General features: G+C 64.5%; 28 protein-coding genes. 16 read left to right on the top strand and 12 right to left on the bottom strand.

Features of this window, described 5'->3' with window-relative positions; translation table 11 throughout:
* Positions 1–88: 88 nt before the first annotated feature.
* Both AAE027_RS15995 and AAE027_RS15990 read left to right on the top strand, forming a co-directional pair.
* Positions 89–553: a MarR family winged helix-turn-helix transcriptional regulator gene (locus AAE027_RS15995; RefSeq protein WP_370985319.1), complete on the top strand. Its 465-nt coding sequence runs from the start codon at positions 89–91 to the stop codon at positions 551–553.
* Between the two features lie 119 nt (positions 554–672).
* Positions 673–1,107, top strand: a complete 435-nt coding sequence (locus tag AAE027_RS15990) for a COG4315 family predicted lipoprotein (RefSeq protein ID WP_370985320.1) — start codon at positions 673–675, stop codon at positions 1,105–1,107.
* An 84-nt stretch (positions 1,108–1,191) separates the two neighbouring features.
* On the opposite strand, the gene AAE027_RS15985 is transcribed toward AAE027_RS15990, so the two are convergent.
* The gene (locus AAE027_RS15985; protein ID WP_165406031.1) at positions 1,192–1,788 is read right to left on the bottom strand and encodes a L,D-transpeptidase; all 597 of its coding nucleotides are present in this window, start codon (positions 1,786–1,788) and stop codon (positions 1,192–1,194) included.
* A gap of 336 nt (positions 1,789–2,124) precedes the next feature.
* On the opposite strand from AAE027_RS15985, the gene AAE027_RS15980 reads away from it, so the two are divergent.
* Entirely contained in the window at positions 2,125–3,126 is a 1,002-nt protein-coding gene (locus AAE027_RS15980; RefSeq protein WP_370985321.1) for a hypothetical protein, read from the top strand.
* A gap of 382 nt (positions 3,127–3,508) precedes the next feature.
* Entirely contained in the window at positions 3,509–3,739 is a 231-nt protein-coding gene (locus AAE027_RS15975; RefSeq protein WP_091888123.1) for a DUF6894 family protein, read from the top strand.
* Position 3,740: 1 nt separating this feature from the next.
* Here AAE027_RS15975 and AAE027_RS15970 read toward each other — a convergent pair whose 3' ends face one another.
* Positions 3,741–4,523, bottom strand: coding sequence for an SDR family NAD(P)-dependent oxidoreductase (locus tag AAE027_RS15970; protein WP_370985322.1), 783 nt, complete (start codon positions 4,521–4,523; stop codon positions 3,741–3,743).
* Between the two features lie 127 nt (positions 4,524–4,650).
* On the opposite strand from AAE027_RS15970, the gene AAE027_RS15965 reads away from it, so the two are divergent.
* Together AAE027_RS15965 and AAE027_RS15960 are read left to right on the top strand one after the other, a co-directional pair.
* On the top strand, positions 4,651–5,043 hold the full coding sequence (locus AAE027_RS15965) for a hypothetical protein (protein ID WP_091888127.1): 393 nt from the start codon (positions 4,651–4,653) through the stop codon (positions 5,041–5,043).
* A 112-nt stretch (positions 5,044–5,155) separates the two neighbouring features.
* Complete coding sequence (locus AAE027_RS15960) at positions 5,156–5,404, top strand: hypothetical protein (protein ID WP_370985324.1); 249 nt, start codon at positions 5,156–5,158, stop codon at positions 5,402–5,404.
* Positions 5,405–5,425: 21 nt separating this feature from the next.
* On the opposite strand, the gene AAE027_RS15955 is transcribed toward AAE027_RS15960, so the two are convergent.
* The 5 genes from AAE027_RS15955 to AAE027_RS15935 all read right to left on the bottom strand — a co-directional run bounded on the left by AAE027_RS15955 (position 5,426) and on the right by AAE027_RS15935 (position 8,887).
* Positions 5,426–5,611, bottom strand: coding sequence for a hypothetical protein (locus AAE027_RS15955; RefSeq protein ID WP_027572193.1), 186 nt, complete (start codon positions 5,609–5,611; stop codon positions 5,426–5,428).
* Between the two features lie 174 nt (positions 5,612–5,785).
* Positions 5,786–6,067: a cell division topological specificity factor MinE gene (gene minE / locus AAE027_RS15950; protein ID WP_091888131.1), complete on the bottom strand. Its 282-nt coding sequence runs from the start codon at positions 6,065–6,067 to the stop codon at positions 5,786–5,788.
* Positions 6,064–6,879, bottom strand: coding sequence for a septum site-determining protein MinD (minD, locus tag AAE027_RS15945; RefSeq protein ID WP_018644673.1), 816 nt, complete (start codon positions 6,877–6,879; stop codon positions 6,064–6,066). Before minD ends, minE begins: the two co-directional genes overlap by 4 nt.
* A 21-nt stretch (positions 6,880–6,900) precedes the next feature.
* A complete protein-coding gene (gene minC / locus AAE027_RS15940; protein ID WP_130220786.1) occupies positions 6,901–7,596 on the bottom strand; it encodes a septum site-determining protein MinC in 696 nt (231 codons plus the stop codon).
* A 274-nt stretch (positions 7,597–7,870) separates the two neighbouring features.
* Complete coding sequence (locus AAE027_RS15935; protein ID WP_370985325.1) at positions 7,871–8,887, bottom strand: ABC transporter substrate-binding protein; 1,017 nt, start codon at positions 8,885–8,887, stop codon at positions 7,871–7,873.
* Between the two features lie 101 nt (positions 8,888–8,988).
* Between AAE027_RS15935 and AAE027_RS15930 the strand changes: the two genes are divergently transcribed.
* From AAE027_RS15930 to AAE027_RS15905, 6 genes are all read left to right on the top strand, one after another.
* Positions 8,989–9,636: a TetR/AcrR family transcriptional regulator gene (locus tag AAE027_RS15930; RefSeq protein ID WP_370985326.1), complete on the top strand. Its 648-nt coding sequence runs from the start codon at positions 8,989–8,991 to the stop codon at positions 9,634–9,636.
* A gap of 81 nt (positions 9,637–9,717) precedes the next feature.
* The gene (locus AAE027_RS15925; protein ID WP_370985328.1) at positions 9,718–10,488 is read left to right on the top strand and encodes an ABC transporter permease; all 771 of its coding nucleotides are present in this window, start codon (positions 9,718–9,720) and stop codon (positions 10,486–10,488) included.
* Positions 10,489–10,505: 17 nt separating this feature from the next.
* Positions 10,506–11,543, top strand: a complete 1,038-nt coding sequence (locus AAE027_RS15920; RefSeq protein WP_370985329.1) for an NAD-dependent epimerase/dehydratase family protein — start codon at positions 10,506–10,508, stop codon at positions 11,541–11,543.
* Positions 11,530–12,351, top strand: coding sequence for a GNAT family N-acetyltransferase (locus tag AAE027_RS15915; RefSeq protein WP_370985330.1), 822 nt, complete (start codon positions 11,530–11,532; stop codon positions 12,349–12,351). Before AAE027_RS15920 ends, AAE027_RS15915 begins: the two co-directional genes overlap by 14 nt.
* Positions 12,352–12,357: 6 nt before the next feature.
* Entirely contained in the window at positions 12,358–13,413 is a 1,056-nt protein-coding gene (locus AAE027_RS15910) for a dihydrodipicolinate synthase family protein (protein ID WP_370985332.1), read from the top strand.
* Positions 13,401–14,183, top strand: coding sequence for an ABC transporter ATP-binding protein (locus AAE027_RS15905; RefSeq protein ID WP_091888147.1), 783 nt, complete (start codon positions 13,401–13,403; stop codon positions 14,181–14,183). Before AAE027_RS15910 ends, AAE027_RS15905 begins: the two co-directional genes overlap by 13 nt.
* 144 nt (positions 14,184–14,327) lie before the next feature.
* On the opposite strand, the gene AAE027_RS15900 is transcribed toward AAE027_RS15905, so the two are convergent.
* The 3 genes from AAE027_RS15900 to AAE027_RS15890 form a co-directional block, all read right to left on the bottom strand.
* The gene (locus AAE027_RS15900; RefSeq protein WP_370985333.1) at positions 14,328–15,419 is read right to left on the bottom strand and encodes a TRAP transporter substrate-binding protein; all 1,092 of its coding nucleotides are present in this window, start codon (positions 15,417–15,419) and stop codon (positions 14,328–14,330) included.
* A 200-nt stretch (positions 15,420–15,619) separates the two neighbouring features.
* Positions 15,620–15,877: a hypothetical protein gene (locus AAE027_RS15895; protein ID WP_018322933.1), complete on the bottom strand. Its 258-nt coding sequence runs from the start codon at positions 15,875–15,877 to the stop codon at positions 15,620–15,622.
* A 66-nt stretch (positions 15,878–15,943) separates the two neighbouring features.
* Entirely contained in the window at positions 15,944–16,894 is a 951-nt protein-coding gene (locus AAE027_RS15890; RefSeq protein ID WP_370985481.1) for a DUF2778 domain-containing protein, read from the bottom strand.
* A gap of 202 nt (positions 16,895–17,096) precedes the next feature.
* On the opposite strand from AAE027_RS15890, the gene AAE027_RS15885 reads away from it, so the two are divergent.
* Complete coding sequence (locus AAE027_RS15885; RefSeq protein WP_370985334.1) at positions 17,097–17,537, top strand: DUF1810 domain-containing protein; 441 nt, start codon at positions 17,097–17,099, stop codon at positions 17,535–17,537.
* Between the two features lie 91 nt (positions 17,538–17,628).
* Complete coding sequence (locus tag AAE027_RS15880; RefSeq protein WP_370985335.1) at positions 17,629–19,710, top strand: methyl-accepting chemotaxis protein; 2,082 nt, start codon at positions 17,629–17,631, stop codon at positions 19,708–19,710.
* Positions 19,711–19,821: 111 nt separating this feature from the next.
* On the opposite strand, the gene AAE027_RS15875 is transcribed toward AAE027_RS15880, so the two are convergent.
* Both AAE027_RS15875 and AAE027_RS15870 read right to left on the bottom strand, forming a co-directional pair.
* Positions 19,822–20,412 carry an NADPH-dependent FMN reductase gene (locus AAE027_RS15875; protein ID WP_091899119.1) on the bottom strand — a complete coding sequence of 197 codons (591 nt, stop codon included), beginning with the start codon at positions 20,410–20,412 and terminating at the stop codon, positions 19,822–19,824.
* Positions 20,413–20,462: 50 nt separating this feature from the next.
* Positions 20,463–21,410, bottom strand: coding sequence for an AraC family transcriptional regulator (locus tag AAE027_RS15870; protein ID WP_370985482.1), 948 nt, complete (start codon positions 21,408–21,410; stop codon positions 20,463–20,465).
* A 302-nt stretch (positions 21,411–21,712) separates the two neighbouring features.
* Between AAE027_RS15870 and AAE027_RS15865 the strand changes: the two genes are divergently transcribed.
* Together AAE027_RS15865 and AAE027_RS15860 are read left to right on the top strand one after the other, a co-directional pair.
* Positions 21,713–22,837, top strand: a complete 1,125-nt coding sequence (locus tag AAE027_RS15865) for a DUF2336 domain-containing protein (RefSeq protein WP_370985336.1) — start codon at positions 21,713–21,715, stop codon at positions 22,835–22,837.
* Entirely contained in the window at positions 22,834–23,166 is a 333-nt protein-coding gene (locus AAE027_RS15860; protein WP_091899116.1) for a PilZ domain-containing protein, read from the top strand. The genes AAE027_RS15865 and AAE027_RS15860 overlap by 4 nt, the downstream gene beginning before the upstream one ends.
* Positions 23,167–23,214 lie beyond the last annotated feature (48 nt).

Here is a 23,214-nt window from a genome sequence, read left to right as displayed (position 1 = left end):
CCAAATTTCTGTTTGGATGTTGCTCAGTATGCTGACTATCAGTATACTTGTCAATGATCCGCAACGTCCCTGCCAAACGGAGACCTCGGTGAAAGACAACAACGACATGCCCGGGCATCTGGCGCGCCGGTTCCAGCAGATCGCGGTCGCGGTATTCCTGGCTGAAGTCGGAGATGCCGGCTTCGATCTTACGCCGGTACAATATGCCGCGCTGGCGACCATCAAGGCCAATCCGGGGCTCGACCAGGTGACGCTCGCAGGATTGATCGCCTACGACCGCACCACCATCACCGGCGTGATCGATCGACTGGTGCAGAAGAGCCTTATCGAGCGCCGCGCCTCCAGCCGCGACCGCCGCGCGCGCGAGCTCGAGATCACCGATGAAGGCCGGCGCACGCTGCGCAAGATCACGCCCGCCGTCGAATCTGCGCAGCGCGTCATGCTGCGCGGCCTCAGCGCGAAGGAAAGCGAGGAATTGATGCGGCTGTTGCGCAAGGCGATTGCCGCCGGCAACGAGCTCAGCCGCGCGCCGTTGCGCGATGTGCAGGCATAAGCCGGTCGTTTTGTACGTAATTGTCGCAGCGCCGCGAAACCTGGAACTAACGTTCGACTGTTACGGTCGGCCCGTTCGGCGCTTAACGCGCGATTAACTTTGCGGGTCGGGAGTTTCGGATGTTCAGGTGCATTGTTGCGGCCGCGGCGATCGCGCTCGCGAGCGGTCATGCGCTCGCAAACGGCCATGGCGGCGGCGACTCCCCGCCCCCGCCGAAACCCGAGGAAACGACCGCACCGGCGAAGGTGGTCCTGACCAAGCAGGGTCCCAAGCTCGTCGACCTCAAGGGCATGACGCTCTACTATTACGAGCGCGACACCACCGGCAAGACGTCGAACTGCAACGGCAAGTGCACCGAGAGCTGGGTTCCGCTAGCCGCGACGACCGACGCCAAAGCCGTCGGCGATTTCACCGTGATCAACCGCAACGACGGTAGCAAGATGTGGGCATACCGCTATCGCCCGCTCTACACCTCGCCTGCCGACAAGGCGCCGGGCGATGCCAACGGCAATGCCATGACGCTGCAATGGCGGATCGCCAGGCCGGGCGATTAAGACGAGATCGGCCCGCGGGCGTGAGCACCAGAGGTGCTCACGATGCCGCAGATGCCGGACACATCACGCCCGAGTGAGCTTTCCTCACCCGCGCCAGAACGCGCCAGTCACGGCCTGCGCGTTTTGCCCAGGCGGCAGCACCACCACGGTCGAGCCCAGCTTCACCCGGTCATAGAGATCGATGACGTCCTCATTGCGCATCCGGATGCAGCCCGACGAGATCGCCTGCCCGATATATTCGGGCTGGTTGGTGCCGTGGATGCGATAAAGCGTGTCCTTGTTGCCGGCATAGAGATAAATCCCCCGCGCGCCCAGCGGGTTGGCGGGACCGCCGGGAACGCGCGCCGGATACGGCCCGAGCCGCGCCTGGATATCCGCTGTCGGAATCCAGTCCGGCCATTCCGCCAAGCGGCCGACCCGCGCGACGCCTGAGAACGCCATGGCTTCCTCGCCGACCGCGACGCCGTAGCGGATCGCTTTGCCCTCGGGCAGCACGAAATACAGGTAGCGCGCGTCGGTATCGACCAGGATGGTCCCTGGCTGCTCCTTGCGCTGGTAATCGACGATGTGGCGTAGATACTGCTCAGGTACGTTGGCCTTTGCGTAAGGCGTGTGCGCGAGCAACTGCCGGTCGCGAGCCGTCATGCTCGCATCCGTCGATGGCGAAAGCGTCGTCTGCATGCAGCCGCCGAGCGGCAACAAGGCGACGACGAACAAACAGAGAAGAGATCTTGGCACCACCGGCCCCCCGATAGCGCCCCCAGCCCCGCCAGATGCTGCCCAAATCGTGCTGAAAACATGGCAAACCGGAACACGTGCACGTGTTCGACAAAACGGGTTCCATCACCACAAACGGCAGAGGAGCGTCGCATCATCTCCATCTCCTTGCCTTGCTTTGGTCAAACCCGGCTGGACTCGTGCGTCCCAGGGATTTGGGATGGGCCCACCTCAACAGATCGGCTCCGCGCCAATGCGGAGGACCAAAACTTAAACATCTGGGCTTCAAAAGGAGCTGCGATGCTCGCGACGCTGAACAGCAAACAAATCGTCGATGAGATCGTGAAGGACACGGTCAAGGACAACGACCCGCACGACGCGGTTCAGATTTCTCCCGAGATCGTGCTGGTCTCGCGCCCGGGGAGCACGGCGCCAGCGCTGGCGCCGGAGGTCGCCCCCCGTCCGGAGCCTAGGTTCGCTCCGAATCCCGCGCGTGCGCCGGAGCCCACGATCAACGTCGTCTACGGCAAGCCCGCTGCGGCACCTTCGGTCGACACGGCGGTCCGTGTGACGGCCAGCGATGGTCCGGGCCATCGCAAGCGATCCGCGGTCGGCAAGTGGCTGCGCGGTGCGTTCGTCACGTTCCTGTTCGCGGGCGGCAGTGCGGCTGCCGCGATTGCCTGGGAGAAGCACGGCGACACCGCGAAGCAAATGCTCGCCGAATGGACGCCGGTAGTGACGTCGTTGATGCCTTCGATCTCGCTGACGTCTTCGACGTCGCAGACGACGCCCGTCGCGGCAGCGGAAGCCGCCCCGCCCGCAGCACCAGCGGCAACGGAACCAACGGCCGATCAACCCGCGACGCCGCCTCCGACCCAGCTTGCCGCCGCACCCGCAACGACGCAGCCCGACACCGCGCAAACGGTGCAATCGATGACGAACGATCTCGCCGCGATGGCGCAGCAGATCGAGCAGCTCAAGGCCAACATCGCCGAGCTGAAGGCCGGACAGGAGCAGATGGCCCGCGAGATGGCGAAGCCGCCTGCGCCAAGGCCAGTGGCTGTCGAGACCAAGCCGGTCGATCCGCGCCCACGCGCCTCTGCGCTCCCGCCGCGGCCTGCGCCGCCGGTTCGCAAGCCCAAGCCGGCCGTCACGCAGACTTACATGCCGGCCTATACCCCAGCGCCGCTTGCACCTCCGCCGCCATCGCAGGCTGTCGCGGCCCCGCCGCCGGCTACGACGACGCAAGCCGTAGCCGATGACGATGGACCTGTCGTGCGTCCGCCGATGCCGCTGCGCTAGCGCAGCGCCATGCGGCACACAGCGTCGCAACATCGCCTACGCTGTCCGAGTCGATGTGATGCGTTGAGTCCGGGCGATTACGGGAAGCGATCGTCTTCCGCTCAAGAGAAAAGGCCGTCGGGATTTATGCCGGCGACCTTCTCTTGCAACTGCCGGTTCCCGGAGCCCGGTTCTGTTGCGATTCCATGCTTCATGGTCGCGCCGCATATTTAATAAAATCTTAATGAGCTCACATGCTGCACATCATTTCTGCGCTATAAGCACAGAGATTGCGCGGCCGGATCATTCGATAAATATCGACTCGTGATACCATCCCGGATGTGTCGAGATTTCCATTGAAGACTTGTTTTTCAAACTTGGGTCATCACACCGGGGAAGTCGGATGCCTTACTACTCCTTCGATCTTGTGGTTGGTGAAGAGTTCAGGAACCAGGGTGGAATCATCCTCGAAGACATCGAGGTCGCCTCCGATCGCGCCGATCAATTGGCATGCGAGCTGTCGCAAGTGAAGCCGGAGCTTCAGCAGAAGGGTTGCTCGGTGCGCGTCACCGATCGCGACCACAATGAGGTCTATCGCACGCCGCTCGATCCCGTGCCGGCTTGGCAGCGCTAGGCTAATCCAGCACCGGCGGTTCGAACCAGTTCGTCAGCGACAGCCCGCCGTCGACAACGAAGGCTGCGCCAGTGACATAAGCGGAGAGCTTGTTCGACAAGACGGTGAGCGCCATCGGCGCGAGATCATCGGCCTCGCCGAGACGCCCGAGCGGAATGTGCCGCGCCAGCGAGGGATCCGCGACGAACCCGCCGGCTGCGATCGCGCCGGGCACCAGCGCGTTGACCCGGATGTCGTGCTGGCCGAACGTCTTGGCGAGCTCCTTCACCAGCATCGCCATTGCCGCCTTCGCTGTCGAATAGTGCGGCAAATTGCGCGGCGTGCCGGCATGCAGCGAGGTGAGAAACAGGAACGAGCCCGGCCGCTTCGCCGCAATCAGCCGTTTCGCGATCTCGCGCGCCAGATGAAAGCCGGCATCGAGATTGACGGCATGCATATCCTGCCAGGTCTTGCGATCGACCGCGAGCGCATGGTCTGCCTCTCGCCGCGGCGGAGACGCGCTGTGGACGAAGTGCGTGACCTCCCCGAGCGCCCCCTGTGCGGCGGCCAGCAGTTCATCGCATGCCTCGAGCCTGGCGAGATCGCCGATCCAGGACACCGCCAATTCGGGTCTCTTGCTCGCGCTGATGGCGGCCTCTACCCGCTCGGCACTGATATCGGCGAAGATGGTCCGCACGCCCTCGCCGACCAGGGCCTGCGCGATCGCCCGGCCGATGCCGTTGCCCGCGCCGGTGACGAGTGCGGTGTCGCGTGCGGGATCGAATGGCGTGCTGAACAGGCTCATGTCGCGCTCCTGGGCCGGGAGCGCCAGATTAGCGCACCGCACGGAGGGACGACAATTGCGCTCCGCTCCCATTGCAGAGTGGCGCTCCGGACGCTAGCCTCTCAAAAAAACGGAGGAGATACCAAGGATGCGCACTGGTTTTCTGATGACGGGCCTGTTGCTGCTGGCTGCACCGGCCCAGGCGGCCGACGCGCCGCCGCGCTCGACCTATGTGACGATGGTGTTGCAGGCCTTCGCCGCCAAGGTCGAATGTCCCGGCACGGATCTCGTCTATCAGGACCTCGTGCAGAAGGCGCAGCAGATGCACCTTCCCGACGGCACCACCGAGAAGGTGCGCAAGGCGATCGCCTGGATGCACACCGGCGGCAAGATGGGCGAGAAGCAGGACGACGATTTGATGGCCGAGGTCGCAGTTGCGACCCAGGCGACCGACATGGACCAGCGCCGCCTCGGCATGCCCGGCTGGTGCGAGGCCCAGAAGACCAACCTCGCCGGATTGATCCGCAGCAAGGGCGGTTAACCGTGCGGCTTTTGCAGCGTTAAGCACGCTGCGACGAACCGTTGCTTCGGCTAACAATCGTCACAATCCTCCACACCATGCGGCCTCTTCGAATTCGAACCAGAGAGCCCTCATGCGGAGTATCCATTTCGTTTTCGCCGGCGCGATTGCGGCCGCCACGGTGCTGACCGCGCCCGTGCTGGCGAAAAATTCCGACGCCCAGAAAGGCGAGGAAAAATCCACCTCGTCGTCATGCAGTGCCTATCAGCAGGCGCCGGACGGATCGTGGGAACCCCTTCCCTGCAAGGAGACGGGCGAGCGCGCGCAGCCCCAGACACAGCATCGCACTCAGCAGCAAGGCGTTGACCGCGGGGAGCGTTGAGCACGCCCTGGCTTACAACTGTCAGCTCTGGTGCGGACCGCGCATGATCTTCATGGCGTCGACAATGTGACGCCATTCCTTGGCCTCCTCGGCCTCGCCGCGGCCCTCGCAGGCTTGCGCCTGCTCGGCGGCCTTCGCAATCGCAGCGAATCCATGCTGTTCCAGCATCTGCCGCGCGACGGTGTGGACCTGGACCTCGGACATCATGGGCGCTCTCCCGGTGGACGGAAACCGCGGTGCATCGCTCCCGCGAGTCTCTCACAACGATTGAGCCCGGGGCCTCGTTCCGTGCCGCCACCTGAGCGCACAACAAAGGCGGCCCGCCATGCCCGGCGGACCGCCTTCTCACCCACCCCAATTTGGACGCGCCGGCCGTGTCCCCTACGCGACCGCCACGCGCTTGCGCTCGATATCGTTGGGCACCTCGATATCGACCTCCAGAGTCGATACCTCGTCGCCGCGCTCGAGCCGGACGATGACCTTGGTCGGGTCCAGCGTGACGTGCTTGGACACGACGGCGAGAATTTCCTCACGCAGCACACCGAGCAGATCGGGCTGGCCACGCATTCCGCGTTCATGGGCAAGCAGGATCTGCAACCGTTCGCGAGCGACGGGTGCAGTGGCTTTCTTGCCGCGGAGAAGTCGAAGCAGACCCATGCTCATGCAGCCCTCCGTCGCAGCAGGCGGTCCATCAGACCTCTGCGCTCGGCGGGAACGTGCATCGTCACGTTCTCGCCGCAGAGGCGCTTGGCCGCGTCCATATAGGCTCGCGCCGGCGCTCCATCCGCGTTCGACAGCGTCACCGGCGTGCCGACGTTGGAGGCCTTCAATACGTCCTGGCTCTCGGGGATGATGCCGAGCAAGGGCGTTGCGAGGATTTCCAGGATATCGTCGATGGTCAGCATCTCGCCGCGCGCGGCGCGGGAGGGATCGTAGCGGGTGATGAGAATGTGCTTCTCGACCCGCTCGCCCTTTTCAGCCCGCACCGTCTTGGAATCGAGCATGCCGATGATGCGATCGCTATCGCGCACCGAGGAGACTTCCGGATTGGTGACGATCACGGCCTCGTCGGCAAAGCGCATGGCCATGGAGGCGCCGCGCTCGATGCCGGCCGGGCTGTCGCAGATCACCCAGTCGAACCGGCTGCGCAGATCGGCGATGACCTTGCCCACGCCCTCTTCCGTCAGCGCGTCCTTGTCGCGGGTTTGGGAAGCCGGCAGCAACCAGAGATTCTCCAGCCGCTTGTCCTTGATCAGCGCCTGCGGCAGCTTGGCCACCCCCTGCACCACGTTTATGAGGTCGAACACGACGCGGCGCTCGGCGCCCATGACGAGGTCGAGATTGCGCAGGCCGACGTCGAAATCGACCACCACGACCTTGTCGCCGCGCTGCGCGAGCGCAGCCCCCAGCGCGGCGGTCGTCGTGGTCTTGCCGACCCCGCCCTTGCCTGATGTCACGACCAGTACCTTACTCATCTGAAATGTCTCCTTTGCTGGTCAGTTCAGTGCTGTAATTCGCATGGTATTCCCCTGCAGCCAGGCCTGCGCCGGCTTGCCGCGCAAGGCGGCGTCGATGTCGTCGGCAGTCTGATAAAATCCATCGATTGCAAGCAGTTCGGCCTCGATCTTCTGACAATAGATGCGCGCGCTGGTGTGACCGTTCACGCCCGCCATGGCGCGGCCGCGCAGCGCGCCGTAGACGTGGATGGAGCCGCCCGCGACCACCTCGGCACCGGAGCCGACCGAGCCGAGAATGGTGACGTCGCCTTCGGGGAAGATCACGGTCTGGCCCGAGCGCACCGGGTTTTCGAGCAGCAGCGAGGTCGGCTTGGCTTGGACTTTGTCAGCCTTCTTGGGCGCGCTCGGCTCGACCACGCAGCTGCGCCCGCCTGAGAGCAGCGGCGGCATGGATGGCGTCAGCCGGCCGTCCTCCACGCCCTCGATGCCGAGCACGCGGATGTTGCGGTCCTGCAGGCTGGTCAGCAGATGGGTGATGCCGGCTTGGCTGAGGTCGACCGAGGACAGGTCGATCACCACGGGTCGGCCGGCAAAGAAGCCCGGCGAGCGCGCAATCGTGGCATCGATCTCCTGGAGCCAGTCCTGGATCGGAACCGTCGGCACGAACACGAAGGCCACATAGGAGCGCCCGCGCAGGCGCACCATTTGGCGTTGGACTTTTGCTGCAGCCTCCATAGCGGCCGACTCGTTCCCCGTTATTGAATGGTTAACGATGCGGCGAATGTGGTTAACGGCGAGTTAATTTCTCTGTCGGGTCATGTGAGACAGCTGGAGTTGGGCTGGCCAGAGGACGTTGGTCGGGAGCTCTCGCCCAGCATAAAGCTGTCATCGCCCGGCTTGACCGGGCGATCCAGTATTCCGAGACGGCTGTAGATCAAACGAAGGCCGCGGCGTACTGGATGCCCCGGCCTTCGCCGGGGCATGACAGTCGCATGTGGGGCAAGCCCCCCTACTTCTTCACCTTGCTCGCATCCATCTTGATGGCGGGATCGAGCATCTTGGTCGTGAACGCCGTCGTCACGTCGAACGGCTTCTCCATGCCGAGATAGGTCTGGACCAGCTCGTAGTCCTTCTTCATCCGCTCGCCGTCGATCCAGCCGAGCGCCTTCGTCGTCGTGAACGCGTCGGTCATCAGGAACTTGATGCGTTCCCACTGGCGCTCCTGGTTCTCCTTGTCGAGACCGGAAACCTGATCGAGCAGCGCTTTCAGGCACGGCGTGACGTCGGCGACGCAGGCAGCAAAGGCCTTCTGCGTGACGCGCACGAACGCCTCGACCACCTTGGGATTCTTCTGGAGATAGGCGCCGTTGACGATCAGCGAATTGCCGTAGGGGTTGAGCCCGATGTCCTTCCAGTTGACGTAGCCGAGGTCGCCACCGAACTCGATCACCTTCAGATCATGCTCGTTGTAGAAGTCGCTGATGATGTCGACGGTGTGGCTCTTCAGCGCCGCGATCTTCGCGGTCGGCCCGACATTGACGAAGCCGACGGAGTCCGGCGCAAGGCCTGCGGCCTTGGCGAAGGCCGGCCACATCACGCGCGAGGCGTCGCCCGGCGGATTGCCGATCTTGTGCCCCGCGAAATCCTTCACCCCGTTCACGCCGTAGCTTTTCAGCCAGTAGAAGGTCTGGCCGGTATTGGCGTAGACGCTCATCACCGCAATGGCGTCGGCGCCCTTGCTCTTGGCCACCAGCATGGTGGCGAGATCGGCGACGCCGAACGGCGAACCGCCGGAGCCGACCTTGGCGGCGGAGACACCGGAGCCCTTGCCGGTCTCGATCGTCAGATCGATCCCGGCCTTCTCGTACCAGCCTTGCGCCTTGGCGTAATAGTACGGCGAGTGATCGGCCGTCGGCGTCCAGTTCAGGATCAGATTGACCGCCTCGCCCGCGCTCGCGGACACCGCCGACACACCAAGCATCAGGGCCAACACCAGGGCAGAGCCCGCCGCCTGCAAATGCTTCATCGCACCTCTCCTCATCGCCGCGACCCCGGCTTGTCGCTCTCCCCATGTGAGGATACCAATGCAACAAGCCTGCTCTCAACTTGTCAACTGTTTGGTTGGAAATGCCCGTAAAACGATCTGGCGACACCGTGCCGCAGCGCCGCGATCCCGTCGCCACCCGCAACAAGCTGCTCACCGCGGCGCGCCTCGAATTCGCCCGGCACGGCTTTGCGGGGGCCCGCGTCGACGAGATCGCCGAGCGTGCCGGCGTCAACAAGCAGCTCGTCTACCACTATTTCGGCGACAAGGACGCGCTCTATCTCGCCGTGCTCGAATGGGTCTATGAGGACATTCGCGAGCAGGAGCGCAGGCTCAATCTCGAAGGCCTGCCGCCGGAAAGGGCGATCCGCAGGCTGATCGAAGCCTCATTCGACCACCTCGCCGCAAACCCTGATTTCATCGTGCTCTTGAACGACGAGAACCGCGGCGGCGCCCGCCACGTCCGCGGCTCGAGGCGGCTGGAGGCGATGCATTCCCCGCTGGTGAGAAGCGTCTCCCACATCCTCAACGAGGGGGTGCGCGCGGGCGTGTTCCGCAAGGGGATCGATCCCGTCCAGCTCTATATCTCGATCGCGGGCCTCAGCTATTTCTTCTTCTCCAACACGCCGACGCTGTCGGCGATCTTCGGCAAGGACCTGTCGAGCCGCGCCCAGCGCCGCGCCCGCCGCAGGCACGTCGCCGATCTGGTGCTGCAGTCGCTCCGGCCATAATCAACCAACTGGTTGAAACTTCCCTGAAGGCCGGTTAGGCTCGTCGCAGCGGCAGGTGACCGCGACAACAGGGAGCAACCGGTGACAGGAGACGCGGCCCGCGCCTCGCGCAGCTTTGCGATCATCCTGGTCGTGCATCTCGCTGTGCTCGTGCTCTGGCAGGTCGCGGTCGACGCCTTCCACGTGCCGAAATTCATCCTGCCCTCGCCGCTTGCCACCGTGCAGACGCTGGGAACCGCAGGCTATGCCTGGGGCGCCAACTCGCTGGTGACGGCGATCGAGATCCTCGGCGGCTTTACGCTCGGCGCTTTCGTCGGCATCGCGCTTGCGGTGATCTTCAGCTGGGCGCCGTTGCTCAGCCTCGTGCTGCTGCCGCTGTTCGTGACGCTGAACATGATCCCGAAGGTCGCGCTCGGCCCGCTCTTCATCGTCTGGTTCTCCTACGGCATCGTGCCGAACATCCTGATCGCCTTCAGCATCTGCTTCTTTCCGATCCTGCTCACCACCGCGCGCGGCCTGCGCGAGGTCGAGCCTGACCTGCTCGACCTCGTCAAATCGCTGCGCGGCTCGCGCTGGACGCTGTTCCGCAAGATCCAGCTGCCGGGATCGCTGCCTTACATCTTCTCCGGCATGAAGGTCGGCGCCATCCTTGCGGTCGCCGGCGCCATCGTCGGCGAGTTCATCGCCTCCGAGCGCGGGCTCGGCTACCTGATGATCCAGGTGCAGTCCTCGCTCGATACGCCGGCGATGGTGATGGCGGTCGTGCTGCTGACGCTGCTCGGGGTCGCTCTCTATGGCCTGGTGCTCGCCCTCGAACGCATGTTCGTGGTCGGCAACGCCAGGCAGAACTAAGACCAAGGACCAAATCCATGCTGCTCTCCCGTCAGACGCTGCCGAAGACCATTCCGGATGTCGCTGCGCTCGACGAGCTCCTGTGCCGGCCGACGCAGGCGCTGATCGACGACCTCGCCAAGGTTGAGGGCGACATCATGATCCTCGGAGTCGCCGGCAAAATGGGGCCAACGCTGGCGGGGCTCGCGAAAGCCGCCGTGCCGGATCGCCGCGTCATTGGCGTCGCGCGCTTCAGCGATGCCAGCGTCAAGGACTGGCTGCATGCGCGCGGCGTCGAGACCATCAATTGCGATCTGATGGACGAGAGCGCAATTCAAGCGCTGCCGAAGGCGCCCAACATCATCTTCATGGCCGGCCGCAAATTCGGCGCCGAGGGCGATCTGTCGCTGACCTGGGCGATGAACGCGCATGTGCCGGCCCTGGTCGCGCAGGCCTTCCCCTCATCCCGCATCGTGGCATTCTCGACCGGCTGCATCTATCCCTTCGTGCCCGTCGACAGCAAAGGCTCGACCGAGGACATGGCGCCGAACCCGCCCGGCGAGTACGCCCAATCCTGCGTCGGCCGTGAGCGCATGTTCGAGTATTTTTCGCGCAAGTTTTCGACACCGGGCCGCCTGTTCCGGCTCAATTACGCGATCGACATGCGCTATGGTGTGCTGCACGACATCGCCACGAAGGTGCTCACGGGCACGCCGATCGACGTCAGCCTGGGCCATGTCAACTTCATCTGGCAGGGCGATGCGTCCTCCCAGGCGCTGCGCTGCCTTGCCCATTGCACGACGCCGACCTCGCCGATCAATGTCAGTGGCCACGAGATTTTGGCGGTGCGCGATCTCGCGCAAAAGTTCGGCGCAAGGTTCGGCCGCGCGCCGGTGCTGACAGGCAAGGAAGAGCCGACGGCATGGCTGACCGACACGTCGAAGGCAGTCGAGCTGTTCGGCTTGCCCGTCGTCGACACCGGGCAGCTGATCGCCTGGACCGCGGATTGGGTCTCCCGCGCCATGCCGAGCCTCGGCAAGCCCACCAAATACGAGGTGCGCGATGGACGCTACTGACGGCCCGCCAATCATCAAGCTCGGCGTCCAGGATGCGATCGCCGGGCTGGCGCTGTCGACGGAAGCGCACTGGAACCAGACCGAAGAGGACTGGCGTGTTTTCCTGCGCGACGGTGTCGTGTTCGGCATCCGCGACGGCGCGCGACTGGTGGCGACCGCAGCACTGCTGCCCTATTCCGGCAACAACGCCTGGATCAGCATGGTGCTGGTGTCTGCAACACATCGCCGTCGTGGTCTCGCGACACGCCTCGTCGATGCCTGCCTGGAAACGGCGCGCAAGAACGGTCTCACGAGCTGGCTCGATGCGACGCCCGACGGCGCCGCCGTCTACGGGCCGCTCGGGTTCACGCCGACCCTGCAATTGCGCCGGCTGAAGCTGGTGAAATCTGGGCCGTCATCCGGTCCGGTGCCGTCGGCCGCAACGCTCGAGGCGCTTTGTGCCCGCGACCGGCGCGCCACAGGTTTCGACCGGACCGCTCTGCTGACCGCCTTTGCACAGCGCTCGGGGTCACGCATCGTCACTGCAAACGGATGCATCGCGTTGGTCCGCGACGGCAGAACCGCGCGCCATATCGGCCCCTTGTTCGCAAATCATGCAGCCGAAGCGCTGGCCCTGGTTCGCGCGATCGCGGGGTCCGAGGACCGGCCGCTCCTGCTCGACGCCGTCGCTTCGGAGGGCGCGTTCCTGGAGGGATTGACCGCCTCGGGCTGGACCATCGATCGGCCGTTCCAGCGCATGCGGTTCGGCCCCGCTACCATCGCCGCGGAAGAAACGCCATTCGCCGTCGCCGGCCCCGAATTCGGATAGGACATCATGCACCACAGCCAGATCAACAGCGACATCCGCAAGCTGATCGCCGAGGGCACCGTGCTGCCGGCGCATCCCCTCGCCCTCACCTCCGAGCGCCAGCTCGACAAGACGCATCAGCGCGCGCTGACGCGCTATTACATCGACGCCGGCTCAGGCGGCCTTGCCGTCGGCGTGCACACGACGCAGTTCGCGATCCGCGACGTCGGCCTCTACCGTCCCGTGCTCGAGCTCGCTGCCGAGACCGCCGCGAGCTGGACCACGCGGCCGCTAGCGATGGTCGCAGGCCTTGCCGGTCCAACCAGCCAGGCAACCGCTGAGGCCCGCACTGCACGCGACATCGGCTATCACGCCGGCCTGCTCAGCCTCGCTGCGATGAAGAGCGCCTCCGAGGACGAGATCATCACGCATTGCACGTCCGTGGCCGCCGAAATACCGCTGGTCGGCTTCTACCTCCAGCCGGCCGTCGGCGGCGTCGTCCTGTCGAGCCGCTTCTGGCAGCGCTTCGCCTCGATCGACAATGTCGTCGCGATCAAGATCGCGCCGTTCAACCGCTATCGCACGCTCGATGTTCTCCGCGGCGTCGCGGTCGCCGGCGCGCTCGACCGCGTTGCGCTCTACACCGGCAATGACGACCATATCCTGCTCGACTTGATGCTGCCGTTCGACCTGCGCGACAACGGCGTCACCACACGCACCTATTTCAAAGGCGGCCTGCTCGGCCATTGGTCGGTGTGGACGGCGAGCGCCATCAAACAGTTCGAGCGCTGCAAGGCCGCGCGGCACAAGGACAGCGTTCCGGCTGACCTGCTCGCACTCGATGCCCGCGTCACCGACTGCAACAGCGCGTTCTTCGACGTCGCCAATAATTTTCACGGCTGCATCGCCGGTTGCCACGAGGTGCTGCGGCGCCAGGGCCTGATGGAGGGTTTGTGGTGCCTCGATCCGAACGAAGGCCTCAGCCCCGGCCAGAAGCAGGAGATCGATCGCGTCACTCGCGAGCACGCCGATCTCAGCGACGACGCCTTCGTCGCCGCCAATTTGAACAAATGGCTGGCATGACCGAAGAGCCCTTCATCAGCCTGCAAGGCGTCCGGAAAGTCTACCGCAGCGGCGGTGCCGAGTTTTTAGCGGTCTCCGACGTCACCATGGACGTGCAGGAAGGTGAGCTGGTCTCGCTGGTCGGCCCGTCCGGCTGCGGCAAGACCACGGTGATGAAGATATTGGCCGGCCTGCACGGCGCCGACGGCGGCACCGTGAGAATAGGCAATGCCAAGAGCCCGTTCGATCCGACCCGCGACATCGGCATGGTATTCCAGCAGGCGCTGCTCCTGAAGTGGCGCACCATCCTGGACAACGTGCTCTTGCCGGCCGAGATCGTCGGCCTGCCGATGAGAGCCGCGCGCGAGCGGGCGCGCGACCTGCTCAATCTGGTCGGGCTAGCCGGCTACGAGCAGAAATATCCGCAGCAGCTCTCCGGCGGCATGCAGCAGCGCACCGCGATCGCGCGCGCCTTCATCCACGATCCAAAGCTGATCCTGATGGACGAGCCGTTCGGCGCGCTGGATGCCTTGACGCGCGAGCAGATGAATCTGGAGATGCTGCGGATCTGGCGCGAGAGCGGCAAGACCATCATCTTCGTCACCCATTCGATCCAGGAGGCCGTCTTCCTGTCCTCGCACTGCGCCGTGCTGACGGCGGGACCTGCGAAGATGGCCGACTATTTTGCGATCGACCTGCCCTTCCCGCGTGATCTTCCGCTGAAGACCACGGATGCGTTCGGTGCGTATGCGCGAAGGATCTATGCGAAGCTGGGGCTGGGGGCGGCGTAGACCGCTTGCTCAGGTCCCGTAGGGTGGGCAAAGCGAAGCGTGCCCACCAGGGCCAGTCGAGCAAGTCGTGGTGGGCACGGCGCAAGTGCGCCTTTGCCCAGCCTACGGGAGCGCGGCGCAATCGCGGCACCGCGCCCCTCAAGCTCAGCTCTTGTTGCGCGTCTTGCTGAGCAGATAGTTGTCGTAGAAGTTTTCCGCGATCTGCGTGTAGAACAGCAGCTCCTTCATATAGGCGTCGTGGCTGTCCTTGGTCCGCTTGAACAGGTCGCTCTTGGCGGCGAGCTCGTTCAGATGGTCCTGGGTCGCGTTGTAGCAGGCCTCCAGCACCGGCTGCGGGAACGCCTTCAGCTCCGCGCCATTGGCGATCAGGCGCTTCAGCGCCGCCGGATTCACGCTGTCATATTTCTCGAGCATCCAGGCGCCGGCCGCCGATGCGGCCTGGTTGACGATCGCCTGGTATTGCTTGGGCAGCGAGGCCCATTTCTCGTCGTTGACGACCATGTGCAGCATGGCACCGCCTTCCCACCAGCCCGGGAAATAATAGTATTTGGCGACCTTCTGAAAACCGAGCTTCTCGTCGTCATAGGGACCGACGAATTCGGCAGCATCGATCGTGCCCTTCTCGAGCGCGGGATACACATCGCCGCCGGCGATCTGCTGCGGCACGACGCCGAGCCGCGCCAGCACGTGGCCGCCCATGCCGGCGATGCGGAATTTGAGGCCTTTGAGGTCGTCGACGGACTTGATCTCCTTGCGGAACCAGCCGCCCATCTGGGTGCCGGAATTGCCGCAGAGGATGGCGTGCGCCTTGAAAGGCTTGAGCGCTTCGTTGGTGAGGCCGGCGCCGCCGCCGAAGTGCCACCACGACTCCTGATGGCGATGGTTCATGCCAAAGGGCGCGCCGGTGGCATAGGCCAGCGCCGGCTCCTTGCCGATGTAGAAATAGAGCGGCGTCTGCGCCATCTCCACCGAGGCAGTGCTGACGGCATCGAGTGCCTGCAGGCCGGGCACGAGCTCGCCGGCCGCGAAGGTTTGGATCTGGAATTTGTTGTCGGTGGCTTCCGCGACGTATTTCGCAAACGTCTGCGCCGTACCGTAGATGGTGTCGAGCGATTTGGGGAAGCTCGAGGTCAGGCGCCATTTGATCTCGGGCGCGCCTTGCGCGATCGCAGGGGCCGCAACCAGCGTCGTCGCGCCGGCGACCGCGCCGCCCTTGAGAAATGTACGGCGTTTCATGATGGGGTCTCTCCCTTGAAGTCAGTTTTCAAACATATTGGGCTTCTGGCGACGGTCGTCGCGGACCGTTTGCCCGTTCCTATAGCGGAGTTCAAGAAAAGGTCTGTAGCCTGGATGGAGCGCAGCGCAATCCGGGAAGGTGCCACTGACGCGCACGACCCGGATTACGCTTTCGCTCCATCCGGGCTACGAAGCTGTCGCTAGAGCAGCTTCGCGCTGACGAACAGCGCACGCACGGCGTTGGTTGCTTGCACTGCGAGCATGGCGTTACCGGCAGCGCCCTCCAGCGCCTCAACGGCGTCCTCATGCAGGGAGCGGAATTCCATCCATTCCACCGACTTGAAGTTGGTCAGGAACTGATAGGCCTGGCCGACGGTCGCAATCGCCAGCGTGTCACCGTTCAGCTTGATCTTGAACGTCGTACGCAGCGGGGTCTCGGAACTTGATGGATCACTCATGGGCTGCTTCTGGACGAGGACGATTTAACGAAGGGGAAACGGCAGCCCCGCCGCGGCAGGCAAAGATCAGGAATCGGTGCTCGCGCGCTGCGAGGCGGTCGCAGACCCGCGCAGATTCGGCACCACGACCAGACGGTTGAACTCGCCATTGTCGTAGGCCTTGATGAAACGGTCATAGTCCTTGATCGAGACGCAACCGTTGGAATCGCCGCGCGGTCCGAGCATGTAATTGTGGGTGAGCAGGCCGACGCGGCCGAGCGCGCTGGTGCCTTCGACCGGAGTCATGCGCAGCGCCCGAACGCCGTGGAACAGCTTTTCGCGCGGCTTCAGCTCGTAAGTAGCCGGCGGCGTCGCACCGACCATCCGCCGGTCGACATGATCGGGATTGTCCATCATCGGGCCGAAGCCGGAATGGGCCTCGAGCGCCACGCCGCCCGGCAGGTAAACCGCCTTGGCCGAGATGTCATAGACCGCCGTCCGCGAATCGTAGCCGAGGGCCGAAAGATCGGGCGCCTTGTTGAACAACCCGCTGTCGGGCGTCAGCGAGGCCAGCTTGATCTTGTCGGTGAATTTTTCGAAGAAATTGCGGTTATCGACCCGGGGGCTGGTGTCGGCATACGCTTGGCTGGATGCGATCTGGGAGGCGAGATCGGCCTGGACCGGGCGCGAGCGCGGCATCGGGACGGCGTCGGCGCGCTGCGAGGGCCTCGCCTCCTCGGCCGGGGGCTGGTCGTCCTCGGTCAGGGTCGAGCGCCAGTCATCGCCCTGGAGCTTCTCGGCGAGCATGGCCTTGGCATCGCGAAGCTTGAGCTGGACCGCGTTCAGGGCGGAGCGCTCCAGCGTCCGCAGGCCGAGTTCGCGGGCCGGCGGATTGCCGGAGGCCGAAGCGAAACGGTCCTCGAATGAAGGGGCATTGGCCGGCGGCAACGCGGCGGAGACCAGCGGGGTCGAATCGCCCATATCCGCAACCCACGCGGCAGCGCCAAGCGCCAGCGCGATCGCTGCCAGAGACAGCAATATCTTTTCGGCTCGCCCGACACGGCGGCGCGACAACAGCCTCTCGGCATGTGCTGCGTCGGAAACCATCAGATCCCCAAATCGACCCCCGGGGGCGCCCAACCCCCACCCGGAGACTCTATACCAGCTACCACATTGGGAGCCAAAAGTTAGGCATAATCGCGGCCGGCAAGGGGTCCGGTACGGCTTCCTGAGGTATCCAATGACCGATCCGTTCGATCTCAACCGCTTTGTCCGGGCCCAGGACCCGGTCTATCGCGACGTCCAGGGCGAGTTGGCCCGGGGCCGGAAGCAGACTCACTGGATGTGGTTCATCTTCCCGCAGGTCGCGGGCCTCGGCTTCAGCGCCATGTCGCAGCGCTACGCCATCGGCTCCCGTGCGGAGGCCGAAGCCTACCTGGCCCATCCCGTCCTCGGGGTGCGCCTGATCGAATGCACGAGGCTCGTGCTCGCCGTTCAGGGGCGGACCATCAACGCGATCCTGGGCGCGCCGGATGATGCGAAATTCCGCTCGTCGATGACACTGTTCGGTGCGGTGTCCCGTGAGCCCGTCTTCGATCAGGCGATCGCCCGATATTTCGCGGGCGAACGCGACGGCGCCACGCTGGAAATCCTCGCCAAGCTCGACCGGGCATCCGGCTGAGTTGCGCGGCCACCAGCGTAAACCCGGGATTAACATCGCCTGCCTATCTTTCGCGCACAATAATTCTCCCGCGCCAATTGCCGGACAGATCATGAAAATCGGTACGCTCCTGACCACCGCCATCGTCTCGCTCTCGACCGTCGGCGGCGGCCTCGCCGTCTACGTTGCCGTGACGAAATATCAGACGATGGAGCGGATCAGCGAGGCGCAAGGCCGCCTGGCGATCGTTCGCGCTGCCAGCGACATCCCGCGCTATCTCAATCCCGAGCGCGGCTTTTCCACCAACATCCTCTACGGCCCCGCCACGATCGATCCTGCGCTGCTCGCCGAGCAGGACAAGCTGCGCAAGCAGACCAACGGCGCCCGCGACAGGATGAACGCGCTGCGCAAGGAACTGCCCGGCTCCTTCGACGACGGCAGCACGATCGGCAGCAACATCGACGGCATCAATGCGAAATTCACCGCCCTGCGCGAGGCCATCGACAAGGCGCTCGCGGGGCCTGCAGAAGCGCGCAAGGATGCCGCCAAGAAGATCGTCGCCGACAATGCCGTGCTCAACGGCGGCGTGACCGCGCTGCTCAACGAGCAGGTCCGCCGCATGGCGATTCTCAACGGCGACGCCTACCGGCAGGCCAGCTACGCCAACATCGCGATGACGCTGCGCGACGTCGGCGGCTTCAATTCCAGCCTGCACAAGAATCTCGTCGGCGGCAAGAAGCCTGCGACCGACGCCGAGAAGGCCGAGATCAGTCGCTCGCAGGGCCGCAACGATCAGATCGTGATGGCGCTGCAGGAATTGCGCGGCAATCCAGCGACTCCGGCCAACGTCGCCGCTGCACTGGAGAAGTTCAACGCGATCTATGTCGAGGAGTTCGGCCGCGAGCTCAAGCTGGTGAAGGACGGTGCGGTCAGCGGCAAGTACGAGCACGACATGGACACCTACTACGCTGCCACGCAGCGCGGCCTCGGCACCATCATCGGCGTCCGCGACGCCTTCTACGACAACGCCGAAGAGATCCTCGCCGGCGCGTCTTCGGGCGCGCGCACCAGCTTCACCATCGCGCTTGCAGGCCTTGCCGCCGTGCTGATCGCGAGCGCCGGCCTCATCGTGACCGTGCGCCGCCGCGTCTGCGCGCCGATCGTCAGCCTGACGACGCGGATGTCGCGGCTCGCCGACGGCGAAGTTGCAGAAGGTATCCCCGGCGCCGAGCGCTCCGACGAGATCGGGGCGATGGCCGCCGCCGTCCAGGTGTTCAAGGACAACATGATCCGGGCCGACCGGCTTGCGGCCGAGAAGCAGGCCGAGAACGACGGCAAGATGCGCCGCGCCCAGGCGCTCGACGACCTCACCCGCGCCTTCGAGGCCAAGGTCACCGAGCTCGTCGGCGGCCTCTCGAGCGCCTCCTCCACAATGGAAAGCACGGCGCAGTCGATGACGTCGACGGCGGCCCAGACCAACAGCCAGGCCGCCATCGTCGCCGCCGCCTCCGAACAGACCTCGACCAACGTGCAGACGGTTGCCAGCGCCACCGAGGAGCTGACCTCATCGATCTCGGAGATCGGCCGTCAGGTCGCGCAATCCACCGAGATTGCCGCCCGCGCCGTCGACAATGCTCGCCGCACCGGCGATACCGCGCGCGCGCTCGCCGAGGGCGCGCAGAAGATCGGCGACGTCGTCACGCTGATCCAGAGCATCGCCGAGCAGACCAACCTGCTCGCACTGAACGCGACCATCGAGGCCGCCCGTGCGGGCGATGCCGGCCGCGGCTTTGCGGTGGTTGCTTCCGAAGTGAAGTCACTGGCCGGCCAGACCGCCAAGGCCACGACGGAAATCTCCGAGCAGATCACGGCGATCCAGTCCGCGAGCGACGAGACCGTGGCCGCGATCCGCAACGTCGCCGACGTCATCGCCGAGATCGACCAGATCGGCGCCGCGATCGCGGCTGCGATCGAGGAACAGGGCTCAGCGACCAAGGAGATCGCCCGCAGCGTCCAGGAAGCCGCGCGCGGCACCCAGGAGGTCAACAGCAACATCTCCGGCGTGCAACGCGCCGCCGACGACACGGGAGCTGCCGCCAGGGAGGTGCTGGGCGCCGCCGAGCAGCTCTCAACCCAGTCGCGCGATCTCGCCGGCCAGTTCGACCGCTTCCTCGGCGAGGTCAGGGCCGCGTAAGCGCGCGGATTCGTAGCCCGGATGGAGCGAAAGCGAAATCCGGGGCGGTGCCGTTGACGTGCGATTTCCCGGATTGCGCTTCGCTCCACCCGGGCTACGGGACTCACCGTCTCAATAAGGCGGCGGCTTGCGCGCGCGCTGTGCTTTCGCCGCCTCGATCCACCACGCAAGATCATCGGCAAAGCGCGGGAACGAGCGCTCCAGCGCCTTGCCGCCCTCGCCGACCGGCTCGCCGTCGGCCGACAGCGTCTGCGCGATCGGGCCGACACCGATGGTGCTCGACACCACCACCATGCCCATTTCCGACAGCGTGCCGTGCCAGGCCGTCGCGGCGCGCGCGCCGGACAGACGGCCGGCGGAATAGCTCGCGATCGCGGCCGGACGCCAGAACCACTCTTCGAGGAAATGGTCGGTGAGGTTCTTCAGGCCGGGCTGGATGCCCCAATTGTACTCGCCGGTGACAAAAACAAATCCGTCGGCGCCGCGGATCTGTCCGGCCAGCTTCTCGAGCGCCTCGGGCGCCGAGCCCTCGGGATATTCCTTGTACATGCGGTCGAGCATCGGCAGACCGATTGCCTTGGCGTCGATGAATTCGACGTCCTCGCCGCGGCTGCGCAGACGATTGATGACGAAATTCGCAAGGCGGATGCCCATGCGGTCGGAACGGTAGGAACCGTAGAGGACGAGAATGCGATTGCTCATGGTCGAACGGTAGCACGAAACCGGCGTTCGGCCCTACTCGATTTGTCAAATTATCGCCCGCGTCCGCGCTCCAGCGTTTGCGATGGCGTCTCGCCGAACTGGTCACGGTAGCTTCGGGAAAAATCGCTGAGATGCCAGAAGCCGAAGGCGAGCGCCACGGCCTTGACGCTGTCCGCCCCGGCGAGCAGCCGCCGTCGCACCAGCCACAGCCGGCGTAGGCGCAAATAGCGGTGCAGGCTCATGCCGCGATAGCGGCGGACGACGTCGTGCATGGTGCGCACGGACAGGCCGAGCTTGCGCGCAATCTCCTCGCTATAGATCGGCTGTGAGAGATCGTCGGACAGCAGCGCGCGGATGTCCTGGAACATCTTGAAGTGCCGCTCATCATTGGGCAGCGCGGTCCATCGCGCGGGAACAACGCTCTCAAATGCGCCGTCGACAGCCGCAAGCAGGGATTCCTTCATTGCGGCTGCCTTGAACGGCACATCTGATTCGTCGATGGGCTCTGACGCCGCGACCAACACCTCGCGAACCACGCCGCGCAATCGGGCGAGGCTCGCGGCGGTCGTTTCGAAAATCTGGAAGCTCAGGGTCACTCGTGGCCAGCCGCGATCCGTCACCTCCGGCCTGAACATCACCGAGGCAATTTGCCGCTGCACCTCCTCGATGCTCGTGTAGGCGGCTCCGCCGCTGCCAATGACGACGACTGGTCGCGCGCGCTGCGCGCCATTAAACCGAATAGGGACATCGAGGTCGTCCATCGTGAACCCGATCGCCGTGCAACTCTCGACGAGTTGTCCGTCAACCACGCGCGGAAATGCGCGCGTCAAATTTACGTCGCAACCGGGCAGCGAGAGAATGGTCTGCTCAGCAGAAATCTTTCGTACGAAAGGCGTGAACTCGAAATCCAGGCCTCGTATGGCGTTCCGAAATTCGTCGACGTCTGAAAAGCGGAATATCTTTGGTGCCAACCTCGGCACGTCATCAATGCTGTTCATGGCAATATGAAATGCACCGTCGTAACCGACGTGTGCATCCGGCAGCGGTACCGGTTCGCTTCCCCCTTCTGTTTCCCGTCGGACCTGAAGAATCAATCCTAATGTGTTGCGATCAGTTGGGAAGGGTCCAGGTGAAAGGACAAGCTGGGGCGTCAAGTCTTGCCAAATTTCGATAGCATTTTCCGAAAATTCGACGGTGCATAAATACCCCGGCATTTAATTTCTAAAATCAAAAATTAACACCTTTGAGGCGCAATAGTCTTCGTTAAATCGTCAAAGTTATTTCGATTCAGGCTCCTGCCATGATGGCAAACTCGCCTGCTGATATTCTGGTCGAGTTGGAAGATGCGGTCGCAACGTGCCCGCTGGAACGCTGCGGTCGCATCCTCGCCGGTATTATACAGCTACTTACCTGCAGTCGTGACCGGCCTCAGCAATTGCTTGCCAATGTGGTCGATGGCGTTCTTCTGCGATTGGCAGAACGGGTTGATGCCAGTGCCCTGATTCAACTGGGCGCGGCGCTTGCCGAGCTCAAGGCGGCTCCGCCGAAGACCTTGCTGCGTCTTGCCGCACACCGCGATCCGGACGTGGCGTGCCCTGTCCTGCTCAAATCGAAGACCCTCTCCAGGGTCGATCTCGAGACGATCGCCGCCTCGGGCGGCGAATGGCAACGATGCGCCATCGCCGCCCGCGAGCGCGTCGAGCCGCCGCTGACCGAGGCGCTGATCAAGAGCGGAGGCCGCGCCGTCCACCTTGCGTTGATCGGTAATCCCGGGGCCAAGCTCTCGGAGGCCGCCTATTCCACGCTGATCGCCCGAGCCGGGCAGGACGACGAGATCACGAAGGCGCTCGCGCTCAGGCCAGATACGCCCGAGCTCATCGTGCGGAAACTGCTGTCCGCCTCAAACGGCCAGGAAAGGCCGGCGAAGCTCAACGCCTCATCAACGCCGCCGCACAACGCGACATCGAGCGCAACTGCCACCTTGGCACCGCCCAAGCTGCCCTGCCAGGCGGCCTATGCGAGCGCGAGGCCGGAGATCGTCGCCCTCAACCGCGTCGGCAAGCTCAACGATTCCACCGTCAACCGCTTCGCGATTCGCGGCGAGACCGCCAATCTGTTCACGGCGCTGTCGGTGCTTTCAGGGGCGCCGCTCGACATCATCGAGCACGTCATGGCCGATGAGGATTGCGAGGGTCTGGTCATGGCCTGCCGCGCTTCGCGGCTGAATTGGCAGACCACGCTGGCCATCCTGAGCAACCGCAGTGGTCGACGGCTTTCCTTTGCCGAGCGCGAACGCGCGCAACGGATCTTCGACGCGCTGCTTCTGTCGACCAGCCAATGGACGGTGCGCTGGGGGGAAATCACCGCAAACGCCAAGACAAGCGATAGGGCACATCGCAGCGCAAGATTGGGGGACAAGCAATGAGATTCGATGGCCGCAAGGCGGGGCGCGTTCGGATGGACCACCGGCAGCCCGTCAACCTGATGGGCTCAGACGGCACTTGGCGGCGCAGCTGTGTTCTGCTCGACGTATCGCAGACAGGTGCGAAGGTCGAGGTCGAGGGTACGCTGGACGTGCTCCAGGCCAAGGAATTCTTCATGGTGCTGTCATCGACGGGGCTCGCCTTTCGGCGCTGCGAGCTGGTCTGGATCGATGGCACCACCGCGGGACTCCACTTCGTCACCGCAGGCGGCAAGAAGAAGCCGGCGAGCGCGCCGGCAACCGCTACGCGGAATTCCGCCGGAAGCAAATAGGCCGAGAATTCATCCCGCACATTGGACCCCACGACATCCCAGGTCAAA

Origin of the sequence: Bradyrhizobium sp. DN3 (assembly GCF_041357655.1) — a bacterium.
Classification (GTDB): domain Bacteria; phylum Pseudomonadota; class Alphaproteobacteria; order Rhizobiales; family Xanthobacteraceae; genus Bradyrhizobium.
The sequence above is the reverse complement of the archived record's forward strand: the minus strand, read 5'-3'. Positions and strand labels throughout refer to the sequence as shown.